General features: G+C 68.7%; 15 protein-coding genes. 8 read left to right on the top strand and 7 right to left on the bottom strand.

Annotated elements, in window-relative coordinates; genetic code table 11:
* The first annotated feature begins 46 nt into the window (after window positions 1-46).
* Complete coding sequence (locus tag B9Y64_RS12390; protein WP_100440977.1) at window positions 47-445, top strand: hypothetical protein; 399 nt, start codon at window positions 47-49, stop codon at window positions 443-445.
* A gap of 127 nt (window positions 446-572) precedes the next feature.
* On the opposite strand, the gene recD is transcribed toward B9Y64_RS12390, so the two are convergent.
* From recD to recC, 3 genes are read right to left on the bottom strand one after another with little or no spacing between them, the layout of a single operon-like run.
* A complete protein-coding gene (gene recD, locus B9Y64_RS12395; protein ID WP_100440978.1) occupies window positions 573-2453 on the bottom strand; it encodes an exodeoxyribonuclease V subunit alpha in 1881 nt (626 codons plus the stop codon).
* Window positions 2450-6130 carry an exodeoxyribonuclease V subunit beta gene (gene recB, locus B9Y64_RS12400; protein ID WP_100440979.1) on the bottom strand — a complete coding sequence of 1227 codons (3681 nt, stop codon included), beginning with the start codon at window positions 6128-6130 and terminating at the stop codon, window positions 2450-2452. The genes recD and recB overlap by 4 nt, the downstream gene beginning before the upstream one ends.
* On the bottom strand, window positions 6127-9474 hold the full coding sequence (recC, locus tag B9Y64_RS12405; RefSeq protein WP_100440980.1) for an exodeoxyribonuclease V subunit gamma: 3348 nt from the start codon (window positions 9472-9474) through the stop codon (window positions 6127-6129). Before recC ends, recB begins: the two co-directional genes overlap by 4 nt.
* Before the next feature lie 189 nt (window positions 9475-9663).
* On the opposite strand from recC, the gene B9Y64_RS12410 reads away from it, so the two are divergent.
* The 6 genes from B9Y64_RS12410 to B9Y64_RS12435 are packed head-to-tail and all read left to right on the top strand — an operon-like array spanning window position 9664 to window position 13763.
* Window positions 9664-10452, top strand: a complete 789-nt coding sequence (locus B9Y64_RS12410; protein WP_100440981.1) for an ABC transporter ATP-binding protein — start codon at window positions 9664-9666, stop codon at window positions 10450-10452.
* Window positions 10452-11201, top strand: a complete 750-nt coding sequence (locus B9Y64_RS12415) for an MlaE family lipid ABC transporter permease subunit (RefSeq protein ID WP_005414955.1) — start codon at window positions 10452-10454, stop codon at window positions 11199-11201. Before B9Y64_RS12410 ends, B9Y64_RS12415 begins: the two co-directional genes overlap by 1 nt.
* 59 nt (window positions 11202-11260) lie before the next feature.
* On the top strand, window positions 11261-11785 hold the full coding sequence (mlaD, locus tag B9Y64_RS12420; protein ID WP_014039020.1) for an outer membrane lipid asymmetry maintenance protein MlaD: 525 nt from the start codon (window positions 11261-11263) through the stop codon (window positions 11783-11785).
* Window positions 11782-12444, top strand: coding sequence for an MlaC/ttg2D family ABC transporter substrate-binding protein (locus B9Y64_RS12425; RefSeq protein ID WP_014039021.1), 663 nt, complete (start codon window positions 11782-11784; stop codon window positions 12442-12444). The genes mlaD and B9Y64_RS12425 overlap by 4 nt, the downstream gene beginning before the upstream one ends.
* The gene (locus B9Y64_RS12430; RefSeq protein ID WP_014039022.1) at window positions 12434-12745 is read left to right on the top strand and encodes an STAS domain-containing protein; all 312 of its coding nucleotides are present in this window, start codon (window positions 12434-12436) and stop codon (window positions 12743-12745) included. The genes B9Y64_RS12425 and B9Y64_RS12430 overlap by 11 nt, the downstream gene beginning before the upstream one ends.
* 1 nt (window position 12746) lies before the next feature.
* The gene (locus B9Y64_RS12435) at window positions 12747-13763 is read left to right on the top strand and encodes an MlaA family lipoprotein (RefSeq protein ID WP_100440982.1); all 1017 of its coding nucleotides are present in this window, start codon (window positions 12747-12749) and stop codon (window positions 13761-13763) included.
* Between the two features lie 136 nt (window positions 13764-13899).
* On the opposite strand, the gene B9Y64_RS12440 is transcribed toward B9Y64_RS12435, so the two are convergent.
* The 3 genes from B9Y64_RS12440 to B9Y64_RS12450 form a co-directional block, all read right to left on the bottom strand.
* The gene (locus B9Y64_RS12440; RefSeq protein ID WP_100440983.1) at window positions 13900-14445 is read right to left on the bottom strand and encodes a glutathione peroxidase; all 546 of its coding nucleotides are present in this window, start codon (window positions 14443-14445) and stop codon (window positions 13900-13902) included.
* Window positions 14446-14531: 86 nt separating this feature from the next.
* On the bottom strand, window positions 14532-14915 hold the full coding sequence (locus B9Y64_RS12445) for a hypothetical protein (RefSeq protein ID WP_100440984.1): 384 nt from the start codon (window positions 14913-14915) through the stop codon (window positions 14532-14534).
* Window positions 14916-14976: 61 nt separating this feature from the next.
* Window positions 14977-16545, bottom strand: a complete 1569-nt coding sequence (locus tag B9Y64_RS12450; RefSeq protein ID WP_100440985.1) for a DNA recombination protein RmuC — start codon at window positions 16543-16545, stop codon at window positions 14977-14979.
* A 55-nt stretch (window positions 16546-16600) separates the two neighbouring features.
* On the opposite strand from B9Y64_RS12450, the gene B9Y64_RS12455 reads away from it, so the two are divergent.
* Window positions 16601-17206, top strand: coding sequence for a glutathione S-transferase family protein (locus B9Y64_RS12455; protein WP_100440986.1), 606 nt, complete (start codon window positions 16601-16603; stop codon window positions 17204-17206).
* A gap of 81 nt (window positions 17207-17287) precedes the next feature.
* On the opposite strand, the gene B9Y64_RS12460 is transcribed toward B9Y64_RS12455, so the two are convergent.
* Window positions 17288-18295, bottom strand: a complete 1008-nt coding sequence (locus B9Y64_RS12460; RefSeq protein WP_100440987.1) for a zinc-binding alcohol dehydrogenase family protein — start codon at window positions 18293-18295, stop codon at window positions 17288-17290.
* Between the last annotated feature and the right edge of the window lie 59 nt (window positions 18296-18354).

The raw sequence follows: 18354 nt of genomic DNA on the forward strand, positions 1-18354 counted from the left end.
TCCTGCGGAGAGGGATCCGACCCCGGCGCTGCAACAGGACGGTTCAATGAGTTACGACATGATGGTGTTCGAGGCCAGCGCCGCCCCGCGCGAAGCAGCAGCCTTCATCGCCTGGTTCGAGAAGCAGACGCAGTGGAACGAACGTCACGAGTACGATGACCCGGCGGTCAGCAGCCCGGCGCTGCAGGCGTGGTTTGCGGAAATCGCGCAGGACTTCCCACCGATGAACGGGCCGCTGAGCAACGACGATGACGACCGTGCCGAAGTGACCGAATACAGCATCGGCCGCCAGGTGATCTACGGCGCGTTCGCCTACCCGGTGGCCGAGCGCGCGCATGGCCGCGTGCAGGACCTGGCCGAGAAGCACGGCGTGGGGTTCTTCGACGTGAGCGCTGATGAAGCGGCGATCGTGTTCCCGGATGGCCTGGTATTGATCGCAGAGTAGATCCACGCCATGCGTGGATGAACGCCGGAACGATCGAAGCGCGCTCTTGCAGAGTCGAGCCATGCTCGACTCCGTGGCCTGTCAGCCGCGCACGGCTCGGCTCTACAGGCAGGGCATCCCGCCCGCGTCAGAACAACGTGCCCTGCACCGTGGGTTGTTCGATGCGCGCCGGTGCCTGGGCCACGTCTTCCGCACCCAGTCTCCAGGCCAGGCCACCGAGGCGACTGGCGTGGCGCTTCAATGCGGCCTGCAGCACGTCGGCGCTGCCCGCCACATGCAGGACCTGGCGGGCACGGGTCAGGCCGGTGTAGACCAGTTCGCGCGACAGCACGCGGCTGTCCTGGCGCGGCAGCTGCAACCACACCTCATCGAACTCCGATCCCTGCGCCTTGTGCACGGTCATCGCGAATGCGCTTTCGTGGGCAGGCAACGCGGCCGGGTGGAAGGCGCGCGGCTGGTCGACGGTATCGCCCGGGAACCAGGCCACCATCGCGCCGCTGCCATCACGCAGGCAGATGCCGATATCGCCGTTGAACAGGCGGTGCCGATAGCTGTTCTCGGTGACCAGCAGCAGCCGGCCCTGGAAGTAGCCCGGTGTGTTGCCGGCCAGCAGCTGCTCGATGCGGCTGTTGAGCCCGCGCGCGCCCTGCGGGCCTTCGCGCAACGCGGTCAGCACGCGCAGGCGCCCGGCCTGCTGCAGGGCATGTACCGGATCGGCGGCGTCGGCCAGGGCCCGCCAGTGGCCCAGCAGGTGCTCGCGCTGGCCACGCAGCGGATCGGCTTCGCCTTCGTGGAAATGCACGCCAGCCAGTTCACCGTTGCGCAGCAGCTGCAATACGATGTTGCTGTCGCCCTCGCGCACCGCATGCGCCAGCGGTGCAAGGTCCAGCGCATCGCTCTGTCGATACCCGCGCTGAAGCTGCACACGGCGGCCGGCGAAGGTACGCGGTGTGGCCTGTGGCTGCAGCGTGGCCGGCGCCAGCAGGCCGTGCAGCGCCTGCGCGTCGTCGGCACGGGTGCCGATGCCATCGCCGCTGGCACGCAGGATCGCACTGAGCACGTCGCCGGCCTCCACCGACGGCAGCTGGTCGGGGTCGCCCAGCAGGATCAACCGGGTGCCGCTGGCGATCGCGTCGACCAGCTTGGCCATCATCGGCAGATCGATCATCGAGGCTTCGTCGACCACCACCACGTCCACCGGCAGCGGATTGTCGGCGTGGTGGCGGAAGCGCGGTGAATCGGGAATCACGCCAAGCAGGCGATGCAGGGTGGTGCCGGTACTGGGCAATGCCGCGCACAGCGCCGGATCCAGTCCTTGTTCCTGCAGGCGTTGCACCGCTACGCGCAGGCTCTCGGCCATGCGCTCGGCAGCGCGCCCGGTAGGCGCGGCCAACGCCACCTCGGGCAGCGGCTGGCCTGCGTGCCGGGCCTGCGCGGCCAGCAGCAGCAACAGGCGCGCGATGGTGGTGGTCTTGCCGGTGCCGGGGCCGCCGGTGACCAGCGCCAGTGGATGGCGCAGCGTCACGCCGGCCGCGCGCGCCTGGTGATCCTCGCTGCCCAGCGCCTGCGGGAACAGGCGCGCGAACAGGGGTGCCAACGCTGCCATGTCCGGCGCTGGCAACGGATGCCGGCCGATGCGTTGCAGGCCCGCCGCCAGCTGCCGCTCGTACTCGCGATAGCGGCGCAGGTACAGCAGCCCGTTCTCCAGCACCAGCGGTGCGTCCTCGGCGATGGCGTCGGCCCGCTCCGGTATCGCCACCCAGGGCGATGCGCGCAGCTGCGCGAGCCAGTCCTGCGCGGCAGGCCACTCGGGTACACCTTCCAGCAACCGCTGCGGCTGTGCCGGATCGAACGCGGCGTGGCCCTGAGACACCGCCAGCGAGGCCAGCGCGGCTGCCACCGCCACGCTGTCCGGGGTGTCATCGCGCAGCCGCTGCAGGCTGGTCGCCAACGCGTGATCGAGGGTCCGCAGCTGGCCATTGCGGTAAAGCTCCTGCAGCAGGCTCATGCGCTGGCTCCACGGGCACGCGCGGCCAGTTCGGCCTGGGCCTGTTCGCCACCGGCGAACAATGCATCCAGTGCATCCACCAGCGCCATCGGGAAGCGGTCCTCATGCACGCCGTTGCCGGCAGCATCCAGGCCGCGGCAGAACAGGTAGCGGATACCCCCCATGTCGCGCTCGTAGTCGTAGGCCGCGCCCAGGCGGAAGCGCAGCCAGCGATGCAGGGCCACGGTGTAGATCAGCGCCTGCAGGTCGTACTCGCTGTGGCGCATGGCAATGGCCAGCAAGTCCGGGCTGTAGCCGGGCAGGCGATTGGATTTGTAGTCAAGCACGTACCAGCACCCATCACGCACGTAGGTCAGGTCGATCATGCCGGTCATCAGCCCTTCCAGCCGGCGGCGCTGGCCGAAACCGCGGCGTGCGCTGGAAACGCCGTGCGCATGAAGGACCTGCAGCAGCGCTGGTACGGTGGTCGGTTCGATAGCGAAGTGGAAGTCGATTTCCGCGCGGCGCTCGCCTTCCCCCAGGCTGTGCAACGCACCGCCTTCGGGCAGCGGCACGGTTAGCGTCTGGCCCACCAGCGGCACCAGCACCGCCACGCCATCATCCAGATCGGCGTCGGCATAGCCCTCATCGTGCAGCGCCTTGCGCAGCACCTCGGCCTGGCCCTCGGGGGCTTCCAGGCCTGGCTGCCAGTCACCCCAGGCAGCGAAGTCGACGTTCTCCATTGCCTCGTGCAGCACATTGCCGAAGCGGCTGCCCATGAAGCGCGGATCGATCGGGGGACTGTCGCCGGCCGCTGCTGCGGGTTCCGGCAGCGCCGGTTCCAGCGGCAGCTCCGGGCCCGCCGGTTCGTCGGCGGCCGGTGCCGGCAGCTCGGTGGCCGCCGCTTCGATATCGCTGCCCGCGCCGGCATCGGCGTGGGCCAGCTGGGTGAAGCTGTACACCCACCAGTCGTGCGGCACGCGCCGGACCAGGGCACGCACCGCCGGAAGGTCACCTTCCACTTCGGCCGCCAGCTGCGGCAGCGCGGCCGGTGCTTCGCTGTCGTCGATATGCACATCGGTATGCGCACGCAGCGCCTGCAGGTCGCCCAGCAATGGCGCCAGGCGCGTCCTGCCGAGCCCGGCCAGATCACCCACGGCAATCCACAGCGCGTGCTCGGCACGGGTCAAGCCCACGTACAGCAGGCGCGCATCCTCGGCGCGCTGCTCGCGCTCGCGCTGGGTGCTGGCGGCTTCCCAGGCCTCGTCCCTGTCCAGCTTCCAGTGCAGCTGGCGCTGGCCACCAAGGTGCACGGTGCAGTGCGAGGCGGTGTTCGGTGCGCCGCCATCGATGCCGACGAAGGGCAGGAACACCAGCGGATACTCCAGGCCCTTGCTCTTGTGCAGGGTGATGATCTGTACGCGCCGCGCATCCGATTCCAGGCGCAGCAGCTGCTGCTCGTCATCCTGGTCGGCGCTGGCCATCTGGCCCTGCAGCCAGTCCAGCAGGCCGTGCATGCCCAGCGCCTGCGCCGAGGCCTCCTGCAACAGTTCGCCCAACTGCAGGTAGTTGGTCAGGCGGCGCTCGCCATCGATCAGCGCCAGCAGGCGTTCGCCCTGCGCGGCACAGACATCGGCGATCACCGCGAACGGGCCGCCGCGCTGCCAGCGCTCACGCCAGTGCAGCAGCTGCGCCTGGAATCCGCGTTGCAGGTCGCCCTCGCGTTCCATCGCAGCGATCGCACTGGCCCGCTGGCCGAGCAGCACGGTGGCCAGCACCGCACGCAGGCGGCCTTCATCGGCGGGCTGCAGCAGTGCCAACAGCAGCGCACGCAGATCGCGGGCTTCGCTGGTGGCAAACAGGCTCTGCTTGCCAGCCGCCACCGCGGGAATACCGACCGCGGCCAGCGACCGCTGCACCAGGGTGGCCTCACGATGCGAGCGCACCAGCACGGCGATGTCGCCCGGCTGTACCGGCCGCCCACGCAGCACGGCCTTGCCGGCGCGGGCGTCGACCAGGATCTGGTGGATCGCCGCCACACAGGCCTGGGTCGCCGCCTCACGTGAGGCATCGGCACTCATCGCCTTGTCGCCCCCACTGCGCAGCACGCGCAGGGTCAGCGCCACCGCAGCATCACCGTCGCGCAGGTAGTCCGCATCGATGCGCACACCGCCGGGACGCACCGGCTCGAACTGGATATCACGCTCGAGGAACGCGTCTTCGCCACCGTTGTCGTACAGCGCCTGCAGCGCTCGCAGCACGGCCGGCCGCGAGCGGAAGTTCTGGTCCAGCACTGGCGCCTGCTGCGCCACCTGCTTGGCCTTCAGATAGGTGTGGATGTCGCCGCCGCGGAACCCGTAGATCGCCTGCTTGGGGTCGCCGATCAGGAACAGCGCCGGTACCAGGCCCAGCTCGCGCACCTCCGGTGAATCGCCGAACACGCTGTGGAAGATGCCCCATTGGCGATCGTCGGTGTCCTGGAACTCATCAACCAGCGCGATCCGGTACTGCGCGCGCAGCTGCTTGACCAGCGCCAGCCGCTGCGGACCTTCCAGGGCCAGCGCCACGCCATCGATCAGGTCGTCATAGGTCTGCACCCGGCGCGTGCGCTTCAGCGCCTGCAGGCGCTGCCTGGCTTCATCGCGCAGGCGATGCAGGAAGTTCAGTGCAGTGCCACGCAGCCAGGCATCGCGTTCGGCCAGCAACGCAACGTAGCGCGCCAGCGGTGCCTGCAGCGGCGACGACGGCGTGCGATCAGGGAATTTCTTGTTGGTCTTGCCAGCCAGCACATCCGGCAACAGTGCCGGCAGGCGCTCGCTTGCCAGCAGCTCGCGCGGATCGCCACGCTCGGCCCAGGCCAGCAGCTGCCGGCCCAGCGGGTGCAGCCAGCCCAGCTTGTAGGACACGCCGTTGATCCACTTGTTGTCGACGGCATCGCAGAGGTCGATGAAGAACTGCTCGCCATGCTCGCGCACGCTTGCGGACAGTTCTTCGGCCGCGCTCTGCAGCGCCGGGTGTGGGTCGGCCAGCGTCATCGCCTGTGGCAACGGGTGCAGCGGCGGCGCACCCAGCAGCGCGCGCAGGTCAGCGGCCAGCGCGTCCGGGTTGGGCCACAGCCAGGTCAGCGGCTCCAGCGTGGCCGGGTCGTTGGCATGCACGCGCCACAGGTCGGCCGCGAGTTCCTCCAGCAACTCGCGGTCGCTGGCCAGCAGCTCCGGCGGATCGAAGGTATGGCCACTTTCCAGCGCATGCTCGCGCAGCACGCGGGTGCAGAAGCCATGGATGGTGAAGATCGCAGCCAGGTCGATCTCGTCGGCAGCCACCTGCAGGCGGCGCTTCAGTGCGGCGGCGCTCTCGGTGCCTCCCTGCAGGTGGCGCTGCAGCACCTCGCGGGTCAGGCACACGTCCGGCGCTTCGCCCTCGGCCGGTTCCAGATCGACCAGGCGCGCGGCCAGTGCCAGGCGCTCGCGGATGCGCTTGCGCAGTTCCTGGGTGGCGGCGTCGGTGAAGGTCACCGCCAGGATCTGGCCGATGCGCAGGCCCTGCTCCACCACCAGGCGGGTGAACAGCGTGGCCAGGGTGAAGGTCTTGCCGGTACCGGCGCTGGCTTCGATCAGGCGGATGCCGTCCAGCGGCAGGGCCAGATAGGGGTCGCGGCTGAGCGATGGGATGCGGTCTCCGGCGATGGCGGTGTTCATGCGCTGCCCTCCTGGCGCGCTTCGGCGCCCAGAGCGCGGCCTTCATGCACCGCGCTGAAGACCACCTGGCTGTTGCGCAGCAGGTCGGCATAGCCGGCATCGGTAGCGAACGGGTCGGCACCACGCAGCAGCAGCTGCCAGGCGTCGCTGCTGGATTCGCCCCAGCTGCGGTCGCTGCCATGCCACTGCTTCCAGCCTTCGCTGCGCTGTTTCTCGCCAGCCGTGGTGTAAAGCACCCAGCCGGTATATGGAGCAAAGCGCAGCGGTTCGCGCAGGCCACGCTGGCGCAGCTGCAGCAGCGCGCGCAGCGCCGCGCGTGCAGCCGGAGCGCTCAACGCCGGCAGCACATGCGGGCCAGGACCGGCATCGCCGCCATCGTGGAACTGCACCAGCGGCAGTGCATCGCCGGCAGCATTGGCCAGCAACCAGTCCAGGCCCTGGCGGATCACCGCATTGCCATTGAGGGTACCGGCGCGCAGGCGCACCAGTCCTTCAGGATGACGATCAGCCACGCGGCCATGCAGGCGCACGCCGTCGATCTCCACCTCGTAGCGACGGCTTTCCAGCGGCTCGCCCTGCATCCAGCCCAGCAATGCACTGGCATACGGGCGGGTCTTCAACTGCTCCACCTCGAACTGGCGCTCGCCCAATGGGCCGGACGGCAGCAGGCCGCGCGCGCGCAGCCGCGGGTACAAGGGCTCGGTATCGCCGCTGAGCGTGGCACGCACCACCGCCGCCTGCACGCTGCGCTTTTCCGGACCGCGCGAGGACAGCACCAGCGGTTCCAGGTCATCGACCTCCTCGACATCGTCGGCCAGGCGCAGGCCCAGCGACTGTGCCAGGAACTGCCCGGCCGGGTCGCACAGGAAACGACGCAGGGTATCGAGTGCGACGTCATCCTCCACCGCATCGTCGAGCGGCGGCGGCAGCGGCGCGTCGAACCACGGCTGCAGGCCCCCACGCTGGCCGGTGAGGCGACCCGCAGCCGGATGCCACTGCCGCCGATAGCTGAAGCGACGCGGATCGCCATCGCCGAATGCCGCCGGCGAGAACGGCTGCAGTGCGTGGCGCACGGTGAAGTCGCGGACCGCCGCAGGCGGATCGAGGTGATACGCGGCGGCGGCATCGATCAGTTCACTGACCAGCACCGACGGCTCACGCACGCTGCCATCGCGCGGATCAGCACCGAGGTAGCTGAGGTAGAACACCTCCTGCGCGGCGGCGAACAGCTGCAGGAACAGGAAACGGTCGTCTTCGCGGGTGGAGCGGTCGCCCGGCCGGCGACGTGGCGTGTCCAGCTCGGCGGTGAGCTGGTTGAGACCTGCAGCCGGGTCACGGCGCGGGAAATCGCCATCATTGAGGCCGAGCACGCAGATCACCCGGAATGGCAGCAGGCGCATCGGCACCATGCGGCCGAAACTGATGCCACCGGTCAGCAGCGGCGCGCGCGTATCGGCCTCGCCCAGCGCGCCGGCGAAGTGCGAACGCACCACCTCCGGCGGCACACCGTCTTCAAAGCCGGCCTTGGCGGCATCGTCGGCAAACTGGTTGAGCAGCTTGCGCAGGCGCTCCAGGGCACGCTGGCTGTTGGGCGAGCTGGGTGCGGTCGGCAGCAGCGCGTCCAGCAGCGACAGCAGGCGCTGCCGCCACTGCGCCGGGGTCAGCAGCTCGCCGAGGCGACGCTGATAGACCGCCAACACGCGCAGCAGGCGCAGCAGCCGGTCCAGCGCTTCCAGCGCGCCGCCCTCCAGCTCGATCCACGGTGCGACCCCGGCCAGGTCGGTCTCGCTGCCGGTGGCATGGCCCAGCACCAGGCGGTCCAGTGCGAACTGCCAGGTGTAGGCATCGTCGGCCGGTGCCTGGTGCTGGTTGCGGTGCTTCGCATCCAGGCCCCAGCGTGCGCCGGCCTGCTGCAGCCAGCCATGCAGGCGATCGAAGTCCACCGCTTCCAGCCCGGCCGCTTCGGCCAGTGGCGCGCTGGCCAGCAGGTCCAGCACTTCGTTCAGGCCAAAGCGCGAGACCGGCAGGCCCAGCAGGTGCACGAACACGTCGGCCAGCGGTTCGCCCGCCAGCGGACTGCTGTCGGCCAGCGCATAGGGGATGTGCTCGTCCTCACCGCCACGGCCGCCGAACACCGCTTCCAGATACGGCACATAGGGATCGATGTCCGGTGCAAGCACCGCGATCTCACGCGCCTGCAGCGGCGGGTCGAAGCGCGGGTCCTGCAGCAGGCTGCGCAGCTGATCGTGCAGCACCTGCAGCTCGCGCAGACGGGTATGGCAGGCATGCACCTGCAGGCTGGGGTCGTCGCTGCGCAGGCCCTCGCGCAGCTCGCCCGAGGGCAGGGCGCGGCGATGGAACAGATCGCGCTGCAGGCGATGCAGCAGGCTGTCGGACAGTCCACCTTCGGCCAGGGTCGGCCGGGTGTCTTCCTCCGGATCGGAATAGGCTGCGATCTCGCCGGCCGGATGCACCACCTCGTAGCTGCCCAGCACTGCCATGAAATCGCGCCCCGCCGCACCCCAGGCTTCCAGCAGCCGGTTCTCGCCCGCGGCTTCACCGAAGGGATCCGGTGCACCACTGCGCAGGCGCTCGGCCAGGGTCTGCAGGTCGCCCCAGTACGACTGCACGGGGGTGGGCATATAGAAATGCAGCTCGCCCACCCGCCCCTGGGTGGCCATCACCCGCAGCACGTCGGGCGAGATGTTGAGCGTCGCGAATGCGGAAATGCGCGGCGGCAGGCCCTGTGGCAACGGCTGGCCAGCCCCCTCGAAGCGGTCCAGGTAGGCCTGGATGCGGCGCGCACGGTAATCGTGGCCACCGGCGATGGTGCGCCAGAGGATGGCCTGCGGGTCGGCCGGGTCGGCGCCGGCCTCCCAGCGCAGCAGCCAGTCGCGGCGCCAGGCCTGGTACTTCTCGAACACCGAAGCCAGTTCACCGGCCAGTGCCCACGGCTTCAGCGCGTCGCCGCCGGCAAGATAGGACTGCAGCGCGCGCATCGGTGGCTGCGCCAGCAACGCCGGGTCGCGCAGTGCCTGGTACAGCTTCCAGTGCAGGCCGGCGGCGTCCAGATCGTCGCGTTCGCCCGGTACATTGGCGTTGAGCGCACGGGCAACGAACTCACCCGGGGTCAGGAACTCAAGGTTGGCGGCTACGCCATACTCAGCAGCGAGTGTCGCTTGCAGCCAACGCCGCATCGCCACCTGCGGAATCAACACCACCTCCGGCGCCAGCAACGGCTGGCCCGGAACCGGCGCACGCACGTTGCGCGCCAGCAGCGCAGCCAGCACGTCCAGGGAGTTGGAATGGTAGAGGCGGAAATCGCTGCCCGGGTCACTCATCATGCACAGTGTGCAGCACGGCAGGCAGTATTCAATGGTCAGCTCATCGCCGGTACGGATTGTTCCGGGTCGCCGGCCGATTGTCCCGGCCTGGCAAGGGTCCTGCCGTGCCACAATACTGGACCGTCCAGTCTGCTTATGTTCAGCCGACGGGCCCGATCCTTCGATGTCTAAAAAACGTTAATGGTGCCCATGTCGGCTTCCACCTCCAGTCTGGTGCAGTTATCCAACGTCCGCATCGACCGGAGCGGGCGCACGATCCTGCGTGACGTGTCGCTGCAGGTGCCCAAGGGCAGCATCACCGCCGTGCTGGGTCCGTCCGGCAGCGGCAAGTCGACCCTGTTGGCGGCACTGACCGGCGAACTGCGCCCGGTCGCTGGCGAGGTCACCCTGTTCGGCAAGCCGATCCCGCAGGACAGCAGCGCGCTGCTGGAAATGCGCAAGAGCGTGGGTGTGCTGCTGCAGGGCAACGGCCTGCTGACCGACCTCACCGTGGCCGAAAACGTCGCGCTGCCGCTGCGTACGCATACCCGCCTGCCGACCGCCGTGCTGCGCCGCCTGGTGGAGATGAAGCTGCATGCGGTGGGCCTGCTGGCCGCTGCCGATGCCTGGCCGCGCGAGCTGTCCGGTGGCATGGCGCGCCGCGTCGCGCTGGCCCGCGCGCTGGCGCTGGACCCGCCGCTGATGATCTACGACGAGCCCCTGACCGGGCTGGACCCGATCGCCTCGGGGGTGATCATGAGCCTGATCCAGCGCCTCAACCACAGCCTCGGCCTGACCAGCATCATCGTCAGCCATCACGTGCACGAGACCCTGCCGATCTGCGACCAGGTGATCGCCATTGCCAATGGCGGCATCGTGTTCCAGGGCACGCCCGAGGCGCTGCAGTCCAGCCAGGACCCGCTGCTGCGGCAGTTCCTGCACGGCCAGCCCGATGGCCCCATCCCGTTCGATGCCGCGCCGCGCGCGAGGGTCGCCTGATGCCGTTCGTTCAAGCCACCCGCTCGCTGGGCCGCGCCGGCCTGTTCTCGCTGACCGTGCTGCGCGGTTCGCTGCCGACCCGTGATTTCCTGGCCGAGCTGACCCGCGAGATCTACAAGATCGGCGCCCGCTCGCTGCCGATCATCGCCGTCGGTGGTGCCTTCGTCGGCCTGGTGCTGACCCTGCAGGGCTACCGCACACTGACCACCTTCGGTGCGGCCGACGCGCTGTCGACCCTGCTCGGCCTGTCGCTGTACCGCGAACTGGCGCCGGTGCTGACCGCGCTGCTGTTCATCGGCCGCGCCGGCAGCTCGATCGCCGCCGAACTGGGCCTGATGCGCGCCACCGACCAGATCAAGGCCCTGGAGCTGATGGCGATCGATCCAGTCGCCAAGGCCGTGGCGCCGCGCTTCTGGGCGGCGGTGCTGACCGTGCCCCTGCTGACCGGCATCTTCTGCTCGCTGGCGATCAGTGCCAGCTACTTCGAAGCAGTGCACGTGCTGGGCCTGGACAATGGCGTGTTCTGGTCGGCGCTGCGCAACAGCGTCGATTTCTGGGATGACTTCGGCGTGGCGATGCTGAAGTCGGCGATCTTCGGCGGCACCGCCGCGCTGGTCGCCGCCTACGTTGGTTTCCACGCCGAGCCGACCATCGAGGGCACCTCGGTGGCGACCACCCGTGCGGTGGTCAACGCCTCGCTGCTGGTGCTGATGTTCAACTTCGTGCTGTCGGCAATGTTGTTCACCTAACCCCTCCACCGGCGGTGCGCATGCGCGCGCGGCCACCACGACTCGATCAGGTAATCCACATGGCCATCCGCGGTCCCAGACTCGAATTCTCTGTCGGCGCATTCCTGCTGCTGGCCCTGGCCTCGCTGATGGTGCTGGCCGTGGCCTCGACCAACCAGCGCTGGAGCTGGGGCAGCCAGGGCTACGAGCTGAAGGCGCGCTTCTCCCAGGTCGGCCAGCTGCGCAAGCAGGCGCCGGTGAAGATCGGCGGCGTCACCGTCGGCCAGGTCGCCTCGATCGACCTGGATCCGGTGAAGTTCGAATCCATCGTGACCCTGCGCATGGACAGCAAGGTCAAGGACCTGCCGGCAGACACCTCGGCCGGTATCTTCACCAGTGGTTTGCTCGGCGAGAGCTATATCGGTCTGCAGCCGGGCGGTGACCCGGACGTGCTGAAGGCCGGCGACGAGATCGTCTTCACCCAGCCAGCGGTTGACCTGATCCAGCTGGTCGGCAAGTACATGTTCAGTGGCGGCGCCGGTGGTGGCGCAGGCCAGAAGCCCAACGATGGCGCGCAGGCGCCTGCAACGGAACCGCAACCATGAAGATGAAACTGATCCCGGCCCTGCTCGCCTCGACGCTGCTGCTGGCCACGCCGTTCCTCGCCCAGGCCCAGGCCGCCGCCCCCGCCGCAGCCGCGACGCAGGGCCAGGCCGGCAAGGTGGTGATCGATGCCAGCACGCGCATCCTCACCACCCTGCAGCAGCGCCGGAGCGAGTTCAGCAGCAACCCGGCCAGCCTGCGCAGCTACATCGACAGCGAACTGAACCGCACCTTCGACCGCGACTATGCCGCACGCCTGGTGCTGGGCCCGCACGCCCGTGGCGCCTCGGATGCCGACATCAAGCTGTTCGCCGATGCCATGGCCGACAGCCTGATGCAGCGCTACGGTTCGACCCTGCTCAACATCCAGGGCAAGCCGAGCTTCCGCCTGAAGGGTGAAAGCCCGCTGCCGGGCAACCGCGGCGTGCGCGTGAGCACCGAACTGGTGCGCGCCGGCAGCGAACCGACCCCGGTCGAATACTGGATGCGCAACGTGAACGGCCAGTGGAAGATCTTCGACGTCAACATCGAAGGCATTTCCTACGTGCAGACCTTCCGCAACCAGTTCGATACCCCGCTGCGCCAGAAGGGCATCAAGCAGGTGGCCAGCGAACTGCACAGCGGCAGCATGCAGGCCGGGCCCGCGGGCAATGGCAAGTAACGCACTGGCGCTGCTGGAAGGCGACACCCTGCGCCTGCGCGGGGTGCTCGACCGTGCCGCGGTGATTGCACTGTGGCCGCAACTGCAGGCGCTGCCGGCCAAGCTGGCGCGGCTGGAGCTGGGCGAGGTCGAACGCGTGGACAGCGCCGGCCTGGCCCTGCTGGCCGAACTGGCGGCCCGTGCACGCAAGGCAGGCCATGCGCTGGCCATTTCCGGCGCGCCGGCCGGGTACAACGAGCTGAGCGCAGCCTACCGGCTGTCGCCCGACCTGGACTTCAACGCTACTTCTGCTGCGAGCTGACATGAACGTCGTACGCACTTTCCCCCTGATCCTCCTGGCCACCGCCCTGACCGCCTGTGCCGGCAAGCCGGCGCGCAGCGATGTGCCGGTCGCCAGCACCGTGGTTGCCGCCAGCCCTGCTGCCGGGACCCCGGCGGCAACCGTCGATAGCGGCGGCGCCGATGCTGCTCCGGCCGCGTCAGTCGCCAATCCACCGGCGTCCTCCGCACCGACGCCGGCGGCTTCGGCACAGGCCGCGGAGGCCAGCGCACCGAAGACCGCAGCGTCCAACGCCGCCGGCGGCGACGATGATTTCGACGCCCTGTACGGCGGCACCGGCAACACCGGCAGTGCTGCGGCCTACGATCCGTGGGAACCGTTCAACCGCAAGGTGCACAAGTTCAACAATGCGGTCGACCGTGGTGTGGCCCGCCCGCTGGCCACCGCCTATACCCATGTGGTGCCACGCTTCGCGCGTACCGGCGTCAGCAACTTCTTCAGCAACCTGCGTGCGCCGGTGACCATCACCAACCAGCTGCTGCAGGGCCGCGGCGCCGATGCGTGGGACAGCCTCGGCCGCTTCCTGATGAACAGCACGCTGGGCATCGGTGGCCTGTTCGATCCGGCCAGCAAGGCGATGGTGCCGCGTCGCAATGAAGACTTCGGCCAGACCCTGGGGGCCTGGGGCTGGCGGCGTTCGCGCTACGTGGAACTGCCGTTCTTCGGCCCGCGCACCGTGCGCGATGTATTCGGCCTGGCCGGTGACATCCCCTTGTCGCCGATGCGCCGCATCGAGGAAGACAAGATCCGCATCGGCCTGCAGGGCCTGCAGCTGGTCGATACCCGCGCACAGCTGCTGGCGATCGACGATCTGCGCGACACCGCAGTGGACGAATACGCCCTGGTGCGCGATGCGTGGATGCAGCGCCGCAACTACCAGATCGAGAACGATCTGCGCAGCAAGCGCGACCGCGGTCACGACGATGCCAATTCGCCGATCCCGGTCGATGCGATGCCAATGCCGCAGTGGACCCATTGAGGTCACTCATCGGTGCATGAAAAACCCCGCCTCGGCGGGGTTTTTCTTTGGCGCTGTGTTGGGTCGGAGCCCTTTCCCGAGGAAAGGGATCCGACCCCCGGCCCGGTAGGTGCCAACCTTGGTTGGCACGCTGTGCTCAGGCTGCCAGCGCTGCCTCGATGGCCTCGCGCAGGCGTGCGTCGTCGGCGGCCACATCCGGGGCAAAGCGTGCGACAACCTTGCCGTCGCGGCCGACCAGGAACTTCTCGAAGTTCCACAGCACCGCCGGTGCCGGATGAATCGGGATGTCCTTGCTGGCCAGGCGCTCGCGCAGCGGGCCTTCACCGATCGACTGCGGCTGCGCGGCGGTCAGCTGCTGGTACAGCGGGTGGGTGTCCTCGCCAGCCACGCTGATCTTGGAGAACATCGGGAAACTGACATCGTAGGTGAGCTGGCAGAACTGCTGGATCTCGGCCTCGCTGCCCGGCTCCTGGCCAAGGAAGTTGTTGGCGGGGAAGCCCAGCACTTCCAGGCCCTGCGCATGCTTTTCCGCATACAGCGCCTGCAGGCCTTCGTACTGCGGGGTCAGGCCGCACTTGGAGGCGACGTTGACCAGCAGCAGCACCTTGCCCTGGTAGTCGGCAAGCGAGGACGGCTGGCCGTCGATGGTGGTGAGGGAGATATCCTGGATCGGGGTGCTCACGCGGGGGCTCCGGCTACGGTGGGGAATGGCCCACCAGCATAGCGCCGCGCGATGCCGGTGGTGCCGGCCGCTGGCCGGCACAACGATCAATCCACGCAGATCGTGCCCTGCGCCTTGCCATCGTCGATGCGTTGGCGGCAACCGAAGTTCTGGCTGGCATCACGCTGGCAGGTGCCGGACGCCACAACACCGGCCACCAGCTCGCCTTCGGCCAGGCACTGGCCCGTGCAGTCGCTCTTGCGGCTGCACGCCTTGCCGGCGTCGGCATAGGGAATCACGCACTGCTCGCGCTGCAGCCGGCCAAGCCGCTGCAGGGTGCCACCGGCGGCCTGGCAGTCGACGTCGCGTGCTTCGCGGTAGGCCTCGGTGGCTTCCGGTGTTGGAGTTGCCGTATCAGCAATCGGAGGCGCGCTGCTGCATGCACCCAGCAACGCGGCCAGCACAACAACGGCACAGGAGCGCAAGCGCATGTCGATACCCGCCACGGACACAGGGCGCCCAGCATAACCAGGCGCAGGTGCACGGCAAGTGTCAGCCCGCATTGCCGTCCTCGTCGTCCTCCGATGCGCCCAGCTGCTGCATCGGGTCGGGCGTCAACTCCGGCGGCAGCGCGCGCTTGGCCTTGCTGCCCAGCTCGGCAAGCCGGCGGGCGCGGCTGATGGCCGACTGCGGCGAGTCGATCAGGCGATTGCGCGCATCGGCGTAGGCCTTGGCGGCATCGTCCAGCTTGCTGCCCATGGCATTGAAGTCCTTCAGGAAACCGGTCAGCGCGTCCAGCACCAGACCGCCGGCCTCGCTGATCTTCAGCGCCTGCTTCTGCACCTTGTCGCGCGTCCACAGGCGCTCGGCCACGCGCAGCAGTGCCATCAAGGTATTGGGCGAGGCGAACACCACGCGGTTGTCGAAGGCGTACGCCTGCAGGCCGCCATCAGCGCCCAGTGCAGCCGACAACGCACCCTCGATGGGAACGAAGGCAATGGTGATGTCCAGAGTCTCGCTGCCCAGTGCCTTCGGATAGTTCTTCTCGCCCAGGTCCTTCACGTGCTGGCGCAGCGCAACCGCGTGCCGCCGCAGCGCATCTTCGGACTGCTCCGGGGTTGCGGCGTTCATTGCTTCCTGCCAGGCGATCAGGTTCACCTTGCTGTCGATCACCACGCTGCGTTCGTCGGGGAACCGCACCACCACGTCCGGTCGCAGGCGCGCACCTTCGTCATCCACGGCATGCTTCTGCCGCTGGTAGTGCACGCCCTCTTCCAGGCCGGACCCGCGCAGTACGTTGTCGAGCATCAGCTCGCCCCAATCGCCACGGACCTTGGCATTGCCCTTCAGCGCATTGGTCAGCGCCGATGCCTGCGCGGCCATGTCCTGGTTGAGCGTCTTCAGTTCGCCCACCGCTCCCAGCAGGCTGGCGCGCTGGCGTGCTTCCTCGCCATACAGGGTATCGACGCGGGTGCGGAAATCACCCAGCTTGTCGGCGAACGGCTTGAGCAACCCCTCGATATCCGCGCGCGACTGCACCGTGGCCTGCCGCACGTTCTTCTCGAACTGCTGTCCACGTTCGTCGAACACCTTGCCCGCCAGTTCGGCGAAGGCGCCGGACAGCTTTTCCTTGGCGGTATCGAGATAGCTGCGCAGTTCGGCACTGGCCCGTTCGGAATGCTGCAGATTGGCCACCGCGCGCGCATGTTCACCGTGCAACTGCTGGTAGCGCTGCTGCGCCTGCTGCAGTTCGCTGCGGGTATCGGCAACGGCAGCGCGCGCCTGCGCCAGGGCCGCTTCGCGTTCGGCCAGTTGTGCTTCGCGACTGGCCGACAGCGCCGCTTCGCGCTCCACCCGGGCGGTCAGCGTGGTGACCGCCTGTGCGTGCTGCTGGCTGCGGCCCCGTTCGTTCTCCAGTTCCGCGCCCAGCGCATCGAGGCGGCCACGCAGCTGGCCGGCATCGACCAGGGTGAGACGATGCTGTTCGCGTTCGCTGTCCAGCTGCCGCTGCACGTCGTCGGACGCTGCGTTACCGGGGCTCCGACGCCACAGCAGCAACAGCGCGACCAGGGTCGCCAGCAGCAGGACCACCGCCAGGATCATGAGGACTTCGATATTCATGCGATCAGTTTAGCCCCGCTGCGCTAGGCTGGGTCGGTCTGCCCCGGAAGCCCCCATGCTCGCTCTGTACGGAAAGCCCAGCTCCATCAACGTGCGCAAGGTGTTGTGGCTGTGTGCGGGGCTCGATCTGCCGCTGCAGCACGAGCCTGCGCCGCCAGCGGAGCTGCTGGGCACATTGAACCCGAACCGGCAGGTGCCGGTGCTGCGCGATGGCGACTTCGTGCTGTGGGAGTCCAACAGCATCTGCCGCTACCTGGCCATGCGCGCTGGCCGTGACGACCTGCTGCCCATCGCGGCGCAGGGCCGCGCCCGGGTCGAGCAGTGGATGGACTGGCAGGCCAGCGATCTCAACAGCGCCTGGCGGCATGTGTTCATGGCGCGCGTGCGCCAGCATCCGAACTACCCGGACGATGCCCGCGCCGAGGCCAGCCTGGCGCAGTGGAACCTCTTGATGGGCGTGCTCGACGCGCAGTTGGCCGGTGGTCATGCGCACGTGGCGGGCAACACCTTCACTCTCGCCGACATCGTGCTGGGGCTGTCGACCCAACGCTGGCGCAGCACGCCCGGCACCAAACCTGCACTGCCACACCTCGCGGCGTGGTTCGAACGCCTGCGCGGACAGCCCGGCTTCACCGAGTACGTCGACAACGGCGTCGCCTGAGGCAGGGGTCAGATCCCTTCCCCAAAGGGAAAGGGATCTGACCCCAGGAGCGGACCCCAACGGCGCAGGAAGGGCCTGGCCTTACCAGCCTTCCAGCACGATCTTGCCCCTGGCGCGGTGGCTCTCCAGCAGTGCGTGGGCGCGCCGCAGGTTGGCCGCGTCGATGCGGCCGAAGTGCTCGCCCAGCGTGGTCTGCAGCACGCCGGCGTCAATCAGCTCGGCCACCCGGTTCAGCAGGTCGTGCTGGCGCTGCATGTCGGCAGTGCGGTACAGCGGCCGGGTGAACATCGACTCCCAGTGCAGTGACAGCGCCTTGCGCTTGAGCGCCATCACATCCACCTGGCCCGGGTCGTCGATCAGGCCGAACTGGCCCTGCGGCGCCAGCAGTTCCACGATCTGCGCGTAGTACTGGTCGGAGTGGGTCAGGCTGGCCACGTGCTGCACTTCGCTGATGCCCAGCCGGGCCAGGCCCTCGGCCAGTGGCAGGTTGTGGTCGATCACATGATGGGCGCCCATCGCATACGCCCAGTCCTGGGTATCCGGGCGCGAAGCGGTGCCGATCACCGTCAGTTTCGTCAGCTTCCGCGCCAGCTGCACCAGGATCGAACCAACGCCGCCCGCAGCGCCGATCACCAGCAGGGTCTGGCCCTCACCACCGCCTTCGGGAATGCGCAGGCGGTCGAACAGCAGCTCCCAGGCGGTGATCGCGGTCAGTGGCAGTGCGGCGGCGGCGGCATCGTCAAGACTGGCAGGCTTGCGGCCGACGCTGCGCTCGTCCACCAGCTGGTACTCGGCGTTGCTGCCCGCGCGATCGATCACGCCGGCGTAGTAGACCGCGTCGCCGGGCTGGAACAGGGTCACCTCGCTGCCCACCGCATCGACGATGCCGACCGCATCCCAGCCCAGCACGCGCGGGCCATCGGTGGCCACGCCACGACGGACCTTGGTGTCGACCGGGTTCACCGCCACCGCGCGTACCGCCACCCGCAGGTCGCGCGGGCCGGGCTGCGGCAGGTCCAGTTCAATGTCGATCAGGGCCTGCGCATCATCGATCGGCAGGCCGGCTTGGGTATAGGCAATGGCGCGCATGGCAGCGGTCCAGTGGGGAAGGAGGTGACAGGTTGCGCCGCGCACGGTCGCTCGGAAAG

This window comes from Stenotrophomonas maltophilia (assembly GCF_002799245.1).
GTDB classification, from domain to species: Bacteria; Pseudomonadota; Gammaproteobacteria; order Xanthomonadales; family Xanthomonadaceae; genus Stenotrophomonas; species Stenotrophomonas maltophilia_S.